A 15,578-nucleotide genomic window follows, 5' to 3' on the forward strand; every position below is an offset into this window, starting at 1 on the left:
AGTAATAGAAAATCAAACTTTTGAAAAAAGAATAGCAATAACTCCTGATATAATTAAAAAATATATTTCAACTGGGTTTGAAATTATTTTGAGCGAAAATTATGGAAAACATTTAGGAATAGATGATGAAGAATTTATAGAATTAGGTGCAAAAATTTTAAAAGATGAAAATGAAATATTAAATAATTCGGAAATAATTGTTCAGCTTGGACTTTTGCCAGATAACAAGGTTTCTAAGTTGAATGCAAATCAAACTTTAATTGGTGTTCTAAATCCATTTTCAAATAAAGAAAAATTAGAAAATTTAGCTAAGAAAAAAATTAATTTATTTTCTTTAGAGTTATTGCCTAGAATTACAAGAGCTCAGTCTATGGATATTTTATCATCGCAAGCTAACCTTGCAGGATACAAAGCTGTGATAGAGGCATTTGCTAATTTTGGAAAAGCAATTCCGATGATGATGACAGCTGCGGGTACAGTTCCAGCGGCAAAAGTTTTAGTTGTTGGTGCAGGAGTAGCTGGATTGCAAGCAATTGCAACAGCAAAAAGAATGGGTGCAATTGTTTTTGCAACAGATGTTAGATCAGCATCTAAAGAACAAGTTGAAAGTTTAGGGGGTAAATTTTTAACTGTTGAAGGTTCAGAAAATCTTGAGACAGAAGGTGGATACGCAAAAGAAGCTTCTGACGAATTTAAAAAAAAACAAGAAGATTTATTGAGAGAAACATTAAAAAAAATTGATATTGTTATTTGTACTGCTTTAATACCAGGAAAAAAGGCACCAATAATAATTAAAGAAGATATGATTATGAATATGCAGCCAGGGTCTGTTATTTATGATTTAGCAGCAATTCAAGGTGGAAATACTTTTCTTACAAAAGCAGATAATATAGTTGAAAAAAATGGCATAAAAATAATGGGTGAAAGTAATATTTTAAATAAATTACCAATTTCTGCTTCTAGTTTATATGCAAAAAATGTATTTAATTTTATTTCAAATTTAATTGATAAAGAAAATAAAAAAATTGATATCAATTTAGAAGATGAAATTATTGAAAAAACATTGATTAAATAAAATATGGAAATAGATCCTTTAATTTTCAGACTGAGTATATTTATTCTTGCAATATTTGTTGGATATTATGTTGTATGGAGTGTTACTCCTTCTTTACACACACCATTGATGTCAGTCACTAATGCTATTTCTTCTGTAATAATAGTTGGTGCAATAATTGCAGGACTATCTGGAAATTCTGATAGTATATTTGATACATCAAGTATTTTTGGTTTTTTAGCTATAGCATTAGCAGCAATTAATATTTTTGGAGGATTTTTAGTAACTCAAAGAATGTTAGCCATGTATAAAAAGAAAAAAAAGGACAAATAAATGATTTCAGCAAATTTATCAGCAATATTTTATTTATTTTCTGGAGTACTTTTTATTTTAGCATTACGCGGCTTATCTTCACCTGAAACATCTAGACAAGGTAATTTGTTTGGAATTTTAGGAATGATTATTGCAGTGACAGTTACATTTTTATCTATTGGTAATTTTTCAAATGGATTTGTTTTTGTTTTAATATTTATTCTTGCAGGTGGAGCAATTGGAGCTTTTATTGCTTATAAAATACCAATGACTGCTATGCCAGAGTTAGTTGCTGGTTTTCACAGTTTAGTGGGGCTCGCGGCAGTATTTGTGGCAATCTCTGCTTTTTTAAATCCTGAAGCATTTAAGCTTGGAACTCCTGGAAATATCAAACTTGGAAGTTTGATTGAAATGTCTATAGGAGCTGCAGTAGGAGCAATAACATTTTCAGGATCTGTCATAGCTTTTTTAAAACTTCAAGGAATTATGTCTGGATCTCCAATTACTTTTAAGGGTCAGCACCCCTTAAATGCTATAATTCTATCATCAATAATTTTATTAATTTATCTATTGTGCTCGACGCAATCTCCTAATTTTTTTTGGATATTGTTAGCAGTTTCTTTTTTGATAGGTTTTTTAATTATCATTCCTATTGGTGGTGCAGATATGCCTGTTGTAATTTCAATGCTAAATTCATATTCAGGTTGGGCTGCAGCTGGAATAGGATTTACTCTAGAAAATACCGCACTTATTATAACCGGCGCTTTAGTAGGTTCTTCCGGTGCTATTCTTTCGTATATTATGTGTAAAGGAATGAATAGATCTTTTTTCAATGTAATATTAGGAGGTTTTGGAGCTACTGAAGAAACTTTATCTGGTTCTAAAAACAATGAACAAAGACCAGTAAAAAGTGGAAATGCTGATGATGCTGCTTTTCTAATGAAAAATGCTTCATCTGTAATTATCGTGCCAGGTTATGGAATGGCTGTTGCACAAGCACAACATGCACTAAGAGAAATGGTAGATACTTTAAAAAAAAATGACATTAAAGTGTCTTATGCAATTCATCCAGTTGCAGGAAGAATGCCCGGACATATGAATGTTTTATTAGCGGAAGCTAATGTTCCGTATGATGAGGTATTTGAATTAGAAGAAATAAATAATGATTTTGCTAATGCTGATGTTGCATTTGTAATAGGTGCGAATGATGTGACAAATCCTGTAGCTAAAACTGATCCACAAAGCCCAATATATGGTATGCCAGTGCTTGATGTTGAAAAATGCAAATCAGTCCTGTTTGTGAAAAGAAGTTTATCACCGGGCTATGCTGGAATCGATAACGATTTATTCTATAAAGAAAATACATTGATGTTATTTGCTGATGCAAAAAAGATGACAGAAGATATTACTAAAAATTTAGATTAGTAAAAATTTATCTAATTAATGAAAAAACATTTAAATTTTTATTTTCCATGTATTGAAGATGGTGGCTTAGAAAAAAATGTTTTTGCGCTGGTTAATTCTTTAGCTAGAAAAAATTATAAAATTAATTTTTTTACCTATGAAGACACAACAAAATCAAAAAAATTAAAAAAAAAATTTTTTTTTCACAAAAAAATTAACGTAATCGAGTCAGCATTTTTTTTCAATATTAATAGAAGATATTTAAAATATTTATTTTGTAGTCTAAGATTGTTTTTTTTTTGTATATTTCAAAAAGGTACAATTATCTCTTTTCAAGGAAATGTACTTCCAATAATTATTGCAAAAATTACATCAAAAAAAATAATTATTAGATGCAATACTGCACCATCAAAGTATGTTACAAATATTTATAAAAAAATTTTTTTTAAATTCATTTATTCTTTAAGTGATTTAATATTAGTAACATCTGAGGATTTTAAAAAAGAAATAAAAAAATATTTTTATCTTAACAGTCAAGTTCATAGACAAAGTTTAGATATTAATAATATAAATAGATTATCAAAATATAAATTTAAATTTAATTTCTTTGAAAATTTTAATGGATTGAAAATAATTAATGTTGGAAGATTGACATATCAAAAAGATCAAATGACTCTTTTAAAAGCATTTAAAAAACTACTAAAATTTAAGAAATCAAGACTTTTACTAATTGGAAGTGGTGAAGACGAAAATAAATTAAAAAAGTTTATTAAAGATCAAGAAATAAGTAAGTTTGTAAAATTTATAGCTTTTACTAAAAATCCATTTAAATATATTGCGAAGAGCGATGTAAAAGTATTAAGTTCTAAATTTGAAGGAAATCCAAATATTTTACTTGAAGTTGCATGTTTAAAAAAATTAATAATCTCATCTGATTGTAAAGTAGGACCGAGAGAAATTTTGCAAGCTGGTAAAGGTGGATTTTTATATAAAGTTGGTAACGATAGAAAGTTATGTGATTTATTAAAAAATATAAAATTGAGCTCAAAAGAAATTAAAAATAAAATCAAAATATCTAATGATTATGTTTTCAAAAATTATCAAAAAGATATTTCAATGTCATTTATAAATCTTACAAAGGATATTTAGTGAAAGTTGCTATTGTAGGAGCGGGTTTTTTTGGATTAACATTAGGCTTATTTCTTTCTAAAAAATATCAAGTTCAAATTTTTGAAAAAAAAAATTCAATTTTGCAAGGAGCATCATCTGCAAATCAATTTAGATTTCATTTAGGCTATCACTATCCAAGATCTCAAAAAACCGTAAGAGAAATTAATAAATCAAAAGAATCTTTTGTTTCATTCTATGGTTCTGATGTTTTTGGAAAAACTTCTAATTATTATTTGTTAGCAAACGATAGTTTAGTAAATTTTGATAAATATAAAAAATTTTTAAAAAAAAACAACTTATACTTCAAATTAATAAAAAATTCTTATAATAAAAATATTATAAACAAGAATATTCTCTCAAATGAAAAAATTTTAAATTATTTCAGTTTTAAAAAAAAAATTTTATCAAAAATAAAACAATCGAATTTAATAATAAATTTTAATACAGAATTTAAAAAAAATAATATTAAAAATTTCGATAAAGTAATTATTACTACATACGCAAATAATAATCTTCTTTTAAAAAAATTAGGTATTAAAAATTTAAATGATTTTAAATTTGAATTAGTTGAAAAAATTTTAATCAAATTACCTCAAAAATTTTCTAAAAAAAGTTATGTTGTCGTAGACGGAAAGTTTGTTTGTGTAGATCCTTATTTAGGTACCAACTATCACTTACTAAGTGATGTGAAAACTTCCAAATTAGAGACAGTCGTTGGTAAATTCCCTATTTTTAATCATGAAAATAAAAAATATATAAACAAAGGTATAATTAAAAATATAAACATTTCTCAATTTAGAAACTTTATTAAAAGAAGCTCAAAATATTTACCATTCCTTAGAAATGCCAAATATGTAGGATCTTTTTTTGTTGTTAGAGCAATAATGAAAAATAAAGAGAGAACTGATGAAAGAACTTCTTCAATCAAATCTCATTCTAAAAAAATTATAAGTATTTTATCAGGGAAATGGAATAATTGTGTATTTCTTGCAAAAAATTTAAAGATATAAAAATTTATGAAAATTAATGTTGGATTAGTTGGGAAGGGTAACTGGGGTAGAAAAATAGAAAATAAATTAATTAATTTATCTAATTTAAAGTTTGTATGTGGAAAGAAAAATAAACTTATATCTGATATTAAAAAAAATAATATTAAATGGGTTTTTGTCGCTTCTCCAAATGATACTCACTATGATGTTGTAAAAAAATGTATCCAAAATAAAATAAATGTATTTTGTGAAAAGCCTCTTTGTCTTTCTTACCACAAAGCAAAAAAACTTATTGAATTAAAAAAAAAATATAAAGTAAAATTATTTGTTAGTGATTTGTATGCTTTTTATTCTAATAAAATCAGAATTCTAGTTAAGAAAAATTATGTTTTTAGGTCTAAATTTGTGACAGGTGAAGACAAAGAGTATTTATTTAGACTTATGTATCATGATATAAGTATTTTATATAATTTTTTAAAATCAAATAAAATTTTAAAAATTGTAAAAAATGAAAATATTAATAAAAAAATATTCAAAGTAGAAATTTTTTTTAAAAAAAAGATTTTTTATTTTGAGTATAATTTAAATACTAAACAAAAAAGACACCATATAAATAAACTAAAAATAAAAACTGGAAAAGACTTATTAGGTATTATGATTAAAAATGTATTATTAAAAAAGATTGATTTTAATAAAAACAATAATAAAGCTTTATTTATTATAAAGTTTTTAAATAAGATAGAAAAGTTAAATTAAGTATGTCTACCAAAATATATTGTGATATCGCTGATATCAAAAATATTAAGAAATTTTATAAAAAAAAAATTGTAAATGGATTTACAACCAATCCAAGCTTAATGAGAAAAGCTGGCGCAAAAGACTATAAGTCATACTCTAAACAAATACTTAAGTTTTGCAAAAACAAACCAATTTCTTTTGAAGTATTCGCTGATGATCAAAAATCTATGATTGAGCAAGGAAAAAAAATAAATACTTGGGGTAAAAATATATATGTTAAAGTTCCAGTGGTTAACTCAAAAAATAAGTTTACAGGAAATGTAATTAGAGAACTTAATAATAAAAATATAAAATTGAATATAACAGCAGTATACACGGCTAAACAAACTGCAAAAATACTTAAAGTAATAAATAAAAAAACAAAAGTGATAATATCAATTTTTGCTGGAAGAGCAGGAGATGCTGGAAAAGACCCAATCCCTGAATTTGTTAAAAGTATAAAATTAGCAAAAAATTATAAAAATGTAGAAATCTTATGGGCTAGTGTGAGAGAGCCATATAATTATTTGCAAGCTAAACAATTGGGCTGTCATATAATTACTATTCCTCCAGCTGTAATTGAGAAAATAGAAAAATTTGGAAAATCATTCAATCATTTAACTATAGAAACAGTTAAGGCTTTTCTTGTTGATAGCAAGAAATCTAATTTTAAAATATAATTAAATTGGTTGCGGGGGACGGATTTGAACCGCCGACCTTCAGGTTATGAGCCTGACGAGCTACCAGACTGCTCCACCCCGCGGTATTTTTAAATTCTATTTTTGAGTTTATTTAACTTCTTAACTCTTTTTATATTTTCTTGAAGAATTCTTTTTTTCTTTTCTGATGGTTTTTCATAAGTATTTTTAAGTTTAATTACTTTAAAAAATCCATCTCTTTGAAGTTTTCTTTTTAAAACCCTCAAAGCTTGTTCAACATTATTATCTTTAACTTCTATTTTAATAACTACCTCCAAAAAAGCGGTTAGATAACACTTTTATAAATTTATGTCTATTAATTTTATTCATTATACAGATGCCTGGGTTGATTTATTTTGTTTTTCTTTTTCTTTTTTTTCTCTTTTTATTCTTCTTTCAGCTTTTTCAATAGCCTCAACCAAATCTTTTTGAGTGAATAAATTTAAAGCAACAGGATCTTTTGGGTTTAAATTATTATAATTCCAATAGCTTTTATTTCTAATTGATGTCACAGAATTTTTAGTAATACCAACCAACTTGGCTATTTGAGAATCTTTTAATATATTGTGTTGTTTAATTAACCATAAAGCAGAGTCGGGTTTATCCTGCCTTTTTGATAAAGGAATGTATTTCTTTATTTTTTTTTGATTATTTGAAATTTCAATATCACTACTTTTAATATTTAATGGTCTATTTTCGTCTTTTGAAGATAGTTCTATTTCCTCTCTTGAAAGTTGACCAGATATGATGGGATTATATGCTTTAATACCCTTTGCAACTTCGCCATCTGCAATTCCTTGTATCTCAACTACATGTAACTTACAAAAATCTGCGATTTGTTTAAAAGTTAAAGTGGTATTTTCTACTAACCATACGGCAGTTGCCATTGGCATTAAGGGTGCGTTTGACATCTAGCTCTTTTTTTCAGATTTAAAATTTTGGAATTTTTTATTAAATTTACTAATTCTACCTTTATCCATTAATTTTTGCTTTCCACCAGTCCAGGCCGCATGAGATTTAGGATCTATCTCTAATTTCAATATATCACCTTCAGCACCCCAAGTTGATTTAGTTTCAAATTGAGTACCATCAGTCATTTCAACTTTGATAGTGTGGTAGTTTGGATGTATGTCTTTTTTCATATCGAGACTTATAGCAAAAGAAACTTAGAACACAATTAAAAGTTCTTTAAATTTTCAAGCATTTTATCATTAATTGCCCCACTTGATGCTCTAATATCTATATTATTCTGATCGAATTTATCTAAATCATTAACTATTCCACCAGCCTCTTCTACTAACAAGGCTCCTGCTGCCACGTCCCAAATATTAATTTTATTATGAAAAAAACCATCCAATCTACCTGAAGCCACATAAGCTAAGTCTAAAGCTGCACTTCCGCTGTATCTCATATTTAAACTGCTGAATTTGACTCCTTCATGATTACTTGAAAACAAACATTCATTTATTATATTTTTGTTCGACACTCGTAATCTTTGATTATTTAGATATGCTCCTTTGTTTTTTTCTGCATAAAACATTTCATCTTTAATAGGATCATAAATTAAACCACTAATTATCTCTTTTTTAGATTCAAGAGCTACACAAATTGCAAAATGAGGAATACCGTGTAGAAAATTTGTTGTACCATCTATTGGGTCAATAATCCAAATATTATCTTTATCTTTGTTTTGAATTGAACCAGCTTCCTCTGATAAAAAAGAATAATTTTTTTTTGTTCTAGAAAGTTCTTCAATTAGAATTTTTTCTACATGCTTGTCAGTTTTTGTTACAAAATCTCGAGGTCCTTTTTTAGATACTTGTAGTTTTTCAACTTCTCCAAAATCTCTTATCGCAGACTTTGAGGCTTTTTCAGCTGCTTTGATCATAATATTTAAATTTGAAGATATAGAGATCATTTTTAGATTTTTTTAATGTACTCTAAATTTCTAGTATCAATTACGACTTCATCACCCGCTTCAATAAACGGAGGAACTTGAATATTTAAACCATTATCAAGAATTGCTGGTTTATAAGAAGATGACACAGTTTGTCCTTTAAGGGCTGCATCAGTAGTTTCAATTTTACACTGTACTTGGTTAGGTAATTCAACTGATAAAGGTTTTTCATTATAAAAACTTACAGAAACTTGAAGGTTTTCAGTTAAAAGTTTTCCCTTATCTCCTACATTTTCTTTTTTTAATTCTATTTGTTCAAATGTTTTTGGATCCATAAAAAAATAATTATCTTCATCACTATAAAGATAATTGAAAGTCGTTTCCTCCAATGATGCTTTTTCAACTGTTTCACTTGACCTAAATCTTTCATTTAATTTTGTATTTTTGTTTAAGCTTTTCATTTCAACTTGAGCAAATGCACCACCTTTTCCTGGTTTTACATGTTGGGTTTTCAAAACTTGCCACAAGTCATTTTTAAATTCTAAGAGCATTCCAACTCTTATTTCTCCAGCATTAATTTTCATTTTAATCTTTCTATAGCTTGTAACGGTTTATATTTTTTATTTTTCCAAACGTAGCTTGAGATAGCTAAAAAATTAGCATTATTCAATAATAGATTTTTATAATTAACAGCATTAATTCCACCAATAGCCACTGTTGGAGTTTTTGTAAATTTTTTAACTTTATTTAAAATTTTTACAGAGGCTACATGCCTAGTTTTTTTTGTTTTAGATTGATTAAAAGCACCGAAGGCAATGTAATCAGCCTTAGCTTTAACGGCTTTTTTTGCTAAATTTATAGAATTATGACAAGTAACTCCTATTATTTTTTTACCAAGTATTTGTTTTGCCAATTTGATATCCATATCTTTTTGACCAAGATGGCAACCATCTGCATTTAATTTTAAAGCAAGCAAAGGGTCATCATTAATTATAAATTTTACTTTATTTTTTTTACAAATATTCTTAATTTTTTCTCCAATTATTATTTTCTTGTTCTGAGAATATTTCTTAAGCCTTAGCTGAAAAAAACTTACTTTTCCTGTATTTAAAACTAACTTTAGATTGTTATAGAAAGAACTGGGTATTTTGTTGGGAGAAATAAGATAAATAAATTTTTTTTTATTTATTTTCAAGTTCTCTAGACCATTTTCCTTGAGCAGCCAAAGTACACATTTTTGCTCTGTGATTAAAAATTGTTTTAGTTGCCTCTACATTTTTAATATCATTTGACCAAACTTTTAAAGCACTTTGTTGAAGAGCTCTGCCATATGAATAGGTCATTATAAAATTTGTATTATTATTTTTATTAATTAAATTTAAATTTTCTGTAGCTTCAATTTCAGATTGTCCTCCAGATAAAAAAGCTATTCCAGGAACTTCATTGGGTACAGAATTTTTTAGGCATTCTAAAGTTTTGATGCAAACTTCTTCACCAGAAATTTTATTTTTTGATAGGCTGCCAGACAAAATCATATTTGGTTTTAATATTATTCCTGAGAGATCAACCTTATGTAAAATTAGTTCCTCAAAACACTTTTTAATTACCTCAGATGTTTTGTTTAAACAATCTTCAGCAGAATGGTTTCCATCCATCAATACCTCGGGTTCCACTATTGGAACCATTCCACTTTCTTGAACTAGAGCAGAATACCTGGCAAGTGCATGAGCATTACTGCTAATCGCAAGTTCGCTTGGATATTTTTCACTAATTGAATAGACACCTCTCCATTTTGTAAATTTTGCTCCAAGATCATAATATTTTTTTAATCTTTCTCTTAGGCCATCTAATCCTTCTGTAATTTTTTCTTTAGGGGAATTTGCTAAATCTTTTGCACCAGTGTCAACTTTAATTCCAGGAACTGCACCAGAACTAGATATTAAATCAGGTATTGATTTTCCTGTGCTTGAATTTTGATTTATTGTTTCATCGTAAAGAATAACACCACCTATGCAATCTTTCATTCCATCCGATGAAAAAAGAATTTCTCTGAAGGCAAGCCTATTTTCCTGGGTTGATTTGACATTTACTGCTTCAAGTCTTTTTGTCATAGTTCCATTACTTTCATCAGCCGCAAGGATTCCTTTTCCATTGGAAATTATTTTAAGTGCAATTTTATTTAATTCAGACATTTTAATTTAAAGCGGTTATACCAGGAAGGTTTTTACCTTCAAGATATTCTAAAAAAGCTCCACCTGCAGTTGAAACAAAATTAAATTCATTAACAGCATTTAAATTATTTAATAAAGAAACTGTGTCCCCACCACCAGCAACTGAAAAAATTTTGTTTGCTTTATTATTTTCAATTATTTTTTTTGCTATTTGAATACTTCCATAAGCAAAATTTGGATTTTCAAAATACCCTGCAGGTCCATTCCAAAGTATAGTTTTACTATTATCAATAATTTTTGATATTTTATCTATAGTTTTTGGACCAATATCCAAGATCATTTCATCAGATAATACTTCGTTCAAATTTTTCTTTTGAGGAGATCCATTTAAATCTTTAGATATAATTACATCATCTGGATAGATTATTTTACATTTTTCTTTTTTTGAAAGACACATGATTTCTTCAACTATTTTATCGCAATTTTTTTCTTTAATAGATTTTCCAACACTATTTCCAAAATATTCTATAAAATTATTAGCCATACCCCCAACAATTATAATATTATCAAATTTAGAAATTAAATTTTTAATAACATTAATTTTGGTTGAAATTTTAGACCCTCCAATAATACAAGTGATTGGTCTAGTAATTTCAGAAGTTATTTTATTAAGCGCATTTACCTCCAAGTCTAGTTGCAACCCAGAAAACGAGGGTAAGAATTTTGGAATTTCATAAATTGAGGCATGAGCTCTATGCGAACAAGAAAAAGCGTCGTTCACATATATATCTCCAAGATTTGATAGTATTTCAGCAAATTTATTGTCATTTTGCTCTTCTTCAGAATAAAATCTAATATTTTCTAAAATAAAAATATCTTCATTATAGTCACTAAAGAAATTTTTACTTTTTATTTCTTTAATATTTTCACTAATAAGTTTTACTTTTTTTCTTAATTTATTTTGTAATTCTTCACAAATTGGTTTTAGAGAGAGCTCTTTAACTATTTTACCTTTTGGTCTTCCAACATGAGATAAAATTATAATTTTAGCTCTTTTTTTAATCAAAAAATTTAATGTAGGAAGAATTTTATCGATTCTTGTTGTGTCTGTTATCTTGTCTTTTTCCAAAGGGACATTCAAATCTAGTCTCAATAATATTTTTTTATTGTTTAGATTTTTTTCGTTTATAATACTTCTCATTAAGAGATTTTATGCAAAGTTTCTGCGATATCACACATTCTATTAGAAAAGCCCCATTCATTATCATACCAGGCTGATATTTTTCCCATATTACTCCCAACTACATTTGTTAAAGAAGCATCCACTATTGCAGAAGCAGGATGATGATTAAAATCTATAGATACTAATTTTTCATAAGTAACTTCTAATATATTTTTTAATTTATTTTTTGACGCTTGTTCAAAGGCATCATTAATTTTTTTTATATTAATATCTTTTTTTGTACAAAAAACTAATTCAACAAGAGAAACATTAGGAGTAGGTACTCTCATCGCAACACCTTCTAATTTTCCTTTGAGGTTTGGTATTATTTCTCCTATCGCTTTCGAAGCTCCTGTTGAAGTAGGAACTATTGATTGACTTGCAGATCTTGCTCTTCTTGGATCTTTGTGTGAGTTATCTAAAATTCTCTGATCGCTAGTAAATGCATGAATTGTAGTCATAAAACCTTTTTGAATTTCAAAATTTTCATTAAGAACACTGGTTACTGGCGCCAAACAATTAGTGGTACATGAAGCTGCAGATATTATTTTATCTTTTTTAGTCATTATATTTTCATTAACACCGAATACTATTGTTTTATCTGCATTTTTACATGGTGCAGAAACGATCACTTTTTTTGCACCATTTTTTATATGTGCTAGAAGTTTTTCTTTTGAGTTAAATTTTCCAGTACATTCGAAGACATAATCAACATCATATTTTTTCCAATTTATGTCCTCAATTTTTGCTTCTTGAGAAAATGTAATTTTATTTTTATTAATTATTAAATGATTTGGATCAAAATCTAAATCAGCATTTAATTTTCCATGTATAGAATCATATTTGATTAATTTAGATGTAGTTTCTGAATCTGACCTGTTGTTTATATGATTAATTTTTAAATTTTTATTTTTACTTTCGACAATTGATCTAACAACCATACGACCAATCCGTCCCATTCCATTAATTCCAATTTTAATTGTCATTCTATTTATTTAATAATTTTTTAGTGATATTTTTAATGTTCGTACACTCTAGTCCAAAAAATTTATAAATATCTTTATAGGGTGCACTTTTTCCGAATTCATCAATTCCAAAAGCAATACCATTATCACCTACATATTTTTTCCAACAATCGCTTGATCCAGCTTCAATAGATATTTTAAATTTTGTTTCTTCTAAAATTTTATTTTTATAAGATTTTGATTGTAATTCAAAAAGTTCCATACAAGGCATTGATATCACTTTGGAGTATATTTTATCTTTGGCTAATTTATGGCTAACCTCTAATGCCAGATTAACTTCAGATCCACTCGCTAATATTGTTAGATTAATTTTTTTATTTGTTCTTAAAACCTCATAAGCACCTAATGAGCATAAGTTTTTATTTGAGTATGTTTTTCTTACTGGATTTAAATTTTGTCTTGTTAAAGATAGCACGCTAGGTGTTTTTAAGCTTTTTAATGCATGTTCCCAACACTCGATAGTTTCAATTCTATCTGCAGGTCTGAATACATTTAGGTTAGGTATAGCACGTAAGCCAGAAAGCTGTTCTATAGGTTGATGGGTTGGGCCATCTTCTCCAAGTCCAATAGAGTCATGAGTCATTACATAAATGACTCTTTTTTTCATTAAGGCAGACAGTCTGATCGAAGGTTTACAATAATCAGAAAATATTAAAAAGGTACCTCCATAAGGAATTAGATTACTATGAAGTGCGATACCATTCATAACCCCACTCATTGCGTGTTCTCTCACTCCGTAGTGAATGTAGTCACCAGTAAAATCTCCAGGTTTAATTATTTTATGGTTTTTAGTTTTTGTATTATTTGATCCTGCTAAATCAGCAGAACCACCAATTAAATTATTTTTTTTTCTTGTTAATGCACTCAATGTCATTTCTGAACATTTTCTAGTAGCTAAACTTTTGGGCTCCTTTATTGCATTCTCTTTTTCTTTCTTAAGCACCGTAGTAAAGTTATTTTTTAAAGTTTGATTAAATCTTATTTTTTTTCTTTTTAATGCTTTGTTCCATTTTTTTTCGAAAACTTCACCTCTTTGGCCAATTTTTCTCCATTCATTTAAAATTTTATTTGGGATTTCAAAAGGTTTGGTTTTCCAATTTAAGGCTTTTCTTACAAGCTCGATTTCATCTACTCCCAGTGGACTTCCATGGGACGATGCCTTTCCTGATTTATTTGGTGAACCATATCCAATTTTTGTTTTACAAGAAATCACAGTAGGTTTTTTAGCTTTTTGAACTTTTTTTAGTGCTCTAAAAATTTCTTTTTCATTATGACCGTTGATAGAAATATAACCCCAACCATATCCTTCAAATCTTTTTTTAAAATTATCTGAAACCGCGAGATTTGTTGGACCATCAATTGAAATTGAATTGTTATCAAACAGCATAACTAAATTTTTAAGTTTTAAATGTCCCGCTAAACTCATCGCTTCATGACTTATTCCTTCCATTAAGCATCCGTCTCCAGCTAAAACATAAGTTTTGTGATTAATTAAATCTTTACCTAATTTATTTTTTAAAATTTCTTCAGCTATTGCAAAACCAATTGCATTAGCTATACCTTGTCCAAGAGGACCTGTTGTAGTTTCAATACCTGTTTTCGGATGATATTCAGGATGTCCAGCACAAATAGAATTAAGCTGCCTAAATTTTTTAATATTATTAATTGATATGCTTTTATATCCAGTTAGGTAAAGCAAAGAATATAAAAGCATAGAACCATGACCAGCAGATAAAACAAATCTATCTCTATTTAACCAATCTGGATTCTTTGGATTAAATCTTAAAAAATTTTTGAATAATACTGTTGCAACATCTGCCATACCCATTGGCATTCCTGGGTGGCCTGAATTTGCTTTTTGAACAGCATCAATTGATAAAAATCTGATGCAATTAGCTAAATCATTGTGTAGTTTGCTCAAAATTATCCTGACTAGACTAAGAAGAATCTATTTAATAATATAAATATATATATATGAATTCTATAAACGAAAAAGAAAAAAAATTAAATATTGCATTAGAGGAATTAAAAAATTTAGATCTAACAAATCCTGAATTACAAAAAAATATCGAAAATTTAAGCACAAAACAAAATCAATTAGAAATTGAAAAAACACAGATTGAAGAAAAATATAAAATGTTACTCGAGGAACATGAAAATCTATCAAAAAAACTTGAGGATTTAAAAAACAAAGAAAAGTTGGAAGAAAGAAAACAAATTGAATTTTCTGAAAAAATTGACGAACTTAATCAAGAAACTGACACACTATTGGATGAAATAGATAAATGGCAAATGTAAGTATAAAATTTAACAATAAAGAGTTTTTGCTCGCTTGTGAAGATGGACAAGAGGAGCACTTAGAAGAATTGTTAATTCAAATTAACAAAAAGTTTAATAATTTAAAAAATGATTTGGGCAATCTAGGTGAAAATAAATTATTATTAATTACAGCTGTAAAAATAATGGATGAATATTATGAAACTAAAAAAAAAGTAGATCAAAAAAAAGAAGAATTAAATGATCTATCAAAAAAATTTAAAGAACTAAAATCTTTGATTTATGATTATAGGGACACAAAAGAATCAGAAATTGAAAAACTAAATCTTGATCATGAAAATTTAAAACAAGAAATTGACAATAATCAAAAAAAATATGAAAATTTAATTGATGAAGCTGCTGATCAAATATCAAATTTTGTTAAAAAAGCAAAATTAGAAAATATTTCAAAGTAGGTCTGTGAGTAAATCTAAGCTAAGAAGTAAAATTTTAAATCTTAGAAAAAAAAATTCGAATAAAAAATTTAGTCTCAATACTGACAGAATTTATCGATTTTTAAAAAAAAATAAAATTAATTTCAAA

19 protein-coding genes and 1 tRNA gene are annotated in these 15,578 nt (G+C 27.1%); 9 read left to right on the top strand and 11 right to left on the bottom strand.

Features of this window, described 5'->3' with window-relative positions:
• The 7 genes from AMN88_RS02305 to AMN88_RS02335 all read left to right on the top strand — a co-directional run.
• On the top strand, nucleotides 1–1,075 hold a 1,075-nt coding region (locus tag AMN88_RS02305), incomplete at its 5' end, for a Re/Si-specific NAD(P)(+) transhydrogenase subunit alpha (protein WP_256997781.1).
• A 3-nt stretch (nucleotides 1,076–1,078) separates the two neighbouring features.
• Nucleotides 1,079–1,387: a proton-translocating transhydrogenase family protein gene (locus tag AMN88_RS02310; RefSeq protein WP_075536236.1), complete on the top strand. Its 309-nt coding sequence runs from the start codon at nucleotides 1,079–1,081 to the stop codon at nucleotides 1,385–1,387.
• A complete protein-coding gene (locus AMN88_RS02315; RefSeq protein WP_179850093.1) occupies nucleotides 1,388–2,791 on the top strand; it encodes an NAD(P)(+) transhydrogenase (Re/Si-specific) subunit beta in 1,404 nt (467 codons plus the stop codon).
• 18 nt (nucleotides 2,792–2,809) lie between these two features.
• Complete coding sequence (locus AMN88_RS02320) at nucleotides 2,810–3,919, top strand: glycosyltransferase (RefSeq protein ID WP_075536237.1); 1,110 nt, start codon at nucleotides 2,810–2,812, stop codon at nucleotides 3,917–3,919.
• Complete coding sequence (locus AMN88_RS02325; RefSeq protein ID WP_075536238.1) at nucleotides 3,919–4,950, top strand: FAD-dependent oxidoreductase; 1,032 nt, start codon at nucleotides 3,919–3,921, stop codon at nucleotides 4,948–4,950. Before AMN88_RS02320 ends, AMN88_RS02325 begins: the two co-directional genes overlap by 1 nt.
• A gap of 6 nt (nucleotides 4,951–4,956) precedes the next feature.
• A complete protein-coding gene (locus tag AMN88_RS02330) occupies nucleotides 4,957–5,685 on the top strand; it encodes a Gfo/Idh/MocA family protein (RefSeq protein WP_075536239.1) in 729 nt (242 codons plus the stop codon).
• Between the two features lie 2 nt (nucleotides 5,686–5,687).
• Nucleotides 5,688–6,386, top strand: coding sequence for a transaldolase family protein (locus tag AMN88_RS02335; protein WP_075536240.1), 699 nt, complete (start codon nucleotides 5,688–5,690; stop codon nucleotides 6,384–6,386).
• A gap of 6 nt (nucleotides 6,387–6,392) precedes the next feature.
• Here AMN88_RS02335 and AMN88_RS02340 read toward each other — a convergent pair.
• The 11 genes from AMN88_RS02340 to tkt all read right to left on the bottom strand — a co-directional run bounded on the left by AMN88_RS02340 (nucleotide 6,393) and on the right by tkt (nucleotide 14,640).
• Nucleotides 6,393–6,469, bottom strand: a tRNA-Met gene (locus AMN88_RS02340).
• A 6-nt stretch (nucleotides 6,470–6,475) separates the two neighbouring features.
• Nucleotides 6,476–6,670 carry a 30S ribosomal protein S21 gene (gene rpsU / locus AMN88_RS02345; RefSeq protein ID WP_075484443.1) on the bottom strand — a complete coding sequence of 65 codons (195 nt, stop codon included), beginning with the start codon at nucleotides 6,668–6,670 and terminating at the stop codon, nucleotides 6,476–6,478.
• 63 nt (nucleotides 6,671–6,733) lie between these two features.
• Nucleotides 6,734–7,315, bottom strand: a complete 582-nt coding sequence (locus AMN88_RS02350) for a cell cycle transcriptional regulator TrcR (RefSeq protein ID WP_075536241.1) — start codon at nucleotides 7,313–7,315, stop codon at nucleotides 6,734–6,736.
• A complete protein-coding gene (gene rpmE, locus AMN88_RS02355; protein WP_075536242.1) occupies nucleotides 7,316–7,546 on the bottom strand; it encodes a 50S ribosomal protein L31 in 231 nt (76 codons plus the stop codon).
• Between the two features lie 35 nt (nucleotides 7,547–7,581).
• Nucleotides 7,582–8,322: an inositol monophosphatase family protein gene (locus AMN88_RS02360; RefSeq protein ID WP_075536243.1), complete on the bottom strand. Its 741-nt coding sequence runs from the start codon at nucleotides 8,320–8,322 to the stop codon at nucleotides 7,582–7,584.
• A 2-nt stretch (nucleotides 8,323–8,324) separates the two neighbouring features.
• On the bottom strand, nucleotides 8,325–8,885 hold the full coding sequence (gene efp, locus AMN88_RS02365) for an elongation factor P (protein WP_075536244.1): 561 nt from the start codon (nucleotides 8,883–8,885) through the stop codon (nucleotides 8,325–8,327).
• Nucleotides 8,882–9,496 carry a thiamine phosphate synthase gene (thiE, locus tag AMN88_RS02370; protein WP_082254617.1) on the bottom strand — a complete coding sequence of 205 codons (615 nt, stop codon included), beginning with the start codon at nucleotides 9,494–9,496 and terminating at the stop codon, nucleotides 8,882–8,884. The genes efp and thiE overlap by 4 nt, the downstream gene beginning before the upstream one ends.
• Entirely contained in the window at nucleotides 9,483–10,493 is a 1,011-nt protein-coding gene (locus AMN88_RS02375; protein WP_075536246.1) for a class I fructose-bisphosphate aldolase, read from the bottom strand. Before AMN88_RS02375 ends, thiE begins: the two co-directional genes overlap by 14 nt.
• A gap of 1 nt (nucleotide 10,494) precedes the next feature.
• A complete protein-coding gene (locus AMN88_RS02380) occupies nucleotides 10,495–11,673 on the bottom strand; it encodes a phosphoglycerate kinase (RefSeq protein WP_075536247.1) in 1,179 nt (392 codons plus the stop codon).
• The gene (gap, locus tag AMN88_RS02385; protein ID WP_075536248.1) at nucleotides 11,673–12,680 is read right to left on the bottom strand and encodes a type I glyceraldehyde-3-phosphate dehydrogenase; all 1,008 of its coding nucleotides are present in this window, start codon (nucleotides 12,678–12,680) and stop codon (nucleotides 11,673–11,675) included. Before gap ends, AMN88_RS02380 begins: the two co-directional genes overlap by 1 nt.
• A gap of 1 nt (nucleotide 12,681) precedes the next feature.
• The gene (gene tkt, locus AMN88_RS02390) at nucleotides 12,682–14,640 is read right to left on the bottom strand and encodes a transketolase (RefSeq protein ID WP_075536249.1); all 1,959 of its coding nucleotides are present in this window, start codon (nucleotides 14,638–14,640) and stop codon (nucleotides 12,682–12,684) included.
• Nucleotides 14,641–14,693: 53 nt separating this feature from the next.
• Here tkt and AMN88_RS02395 point away from each other — a divergent pair, with 53 nt between their 5' ends.
• Both AMN88_RS02395 and zapA read left to right on the top strand, forming a co-directional pair.
• The gene (locus AMN88_RS02395) at nucleotides 14,694–15,017 is read left to right on the top strand and encodes a 5-formyltetrahydrofolate cyclo-ligase (protein ID WP_075536250.1); all 324 of its coding nucleotides are present in this window, start codon (nucleotides 14,694–14,696) and stop codon (nucleotides 15,015–15,017) included.
• Complete coding sequence (gene zapA / locus AMN88_RS02400) at nucleotides 15,005–15,451, top strand: cell division protein ZapA (protein ID WP_075536251.1); 447 nt, start codon at nucleotides 15,005–15,007, stop codon at nucleotides 15,449–15,451. Before AMN88_RS02395 ends, zapA begins: the two co-directional genes overlap by 13 nt.
• Nucleotides 15,452–15,578 lie beyond the last annotated feature (127 nt).

The sequence above is a fragment of the Candidatus Pelagibacter communis genome (assembly GCF_001180165.1).
Taxonomy (GTDB): domain Bacteria; phylum Pseudomonadota; class Alphaproteobacteria; order Pelagibacterales; family Pelagibacteraceae; genus Pelagibacter; species Pelagibacter ubique_P.

Coding starts and splice junctions, on each gene's coding strand:
- AMN88_RS02310 (WP_075536236.1), top strand. CDS start 1,079: ATGGAAATAGATCCTTTAATTTTCAGACTGAGTATATTTATTCTTGCA.
- AMN88_RS02315 (WP_179850093.1), top strand. CDS start 1,388: ATGATTTCAGCAAATTTATCAGCAATATTTTATTTATTTTCTGGAGTA.
- AMN88_RS02320 (WP_075536237.1), top strand. CDS start 2,810: ATGAAAAAACATTTAAATTTTTATTTTCCATGTATTGAAGATGGTGGC.
- AMN88_RS02330 (WP_075536239.1), top strand. CDS start 4,957: ATGAAAATTAATGTTGGATTAGTTGGGAAGGGTAACTGGGGTAGAAAA.
- AMN88_RS02335 (WP_075536240.1), top strand. CDS start 5,688: ATGTCTACCAAAATATATTGTGATATCGCTGATATCAAAAATATTAAG.
- AMN88_RS02350 (WP_075536241.1), bottom strand. CDS start 7,315: ATGTCAAACGCACCCTTAATGCCAATGGCAACTGCCGTATGGTTAGTA.
- rpmE (WP_075536242.1), bottom strand. CDS start 7,546: ATGAAAAAAGACATACATCCAAACTACCACACTATCAAAGTTGAAATG.
- AMN88_RS02360 (WP_075536243.1), bottom strand. CDS start 8,322: ATGATCTCTATATCTTCAAATTTAAATATTATGATCAAAGCAGCTGAA.
- efp (WP_075536244.1), bottom strand. CDS start 8,885: ATGAAAATTAATGCTGGAGAAATAAGAGTTGGAATGCTCTTAGAATTT.
- AMN88_RS02375 (WP_075536246.1), bottom strand. CDS start 10,493: ATGTCTGAATTAAATAAAATTGCACTTAAAATAATTTCCAATGGAAAA.
- AMN88_RS02380 (WP_075536247.1), bottom strand. CDS start 11,673: ATGAGAAGTATTATAAACGAAAAAAATCTAAACAATAAAAAAATATTA.
- gap (WP_075536248.1), bottom strand. CDS start 12,680: ATGACAATTAAAATTGGAATTAATGGAATGGGACGGATTGGTCGTATG.
- AMN88_RS02395 (WP_075536250.1), top strand. CDS start 14,694: ATGAATTCTATAAACGAAAAAGAAAAAAAATTAAATATTGCATTAGAG.
- zapA (WP_075536251.1), top strand. CDS start 15,005: ATGGCAAATGTAAGTATAAAATTTAACAATAAAGAGTTTTTGCTCGCT.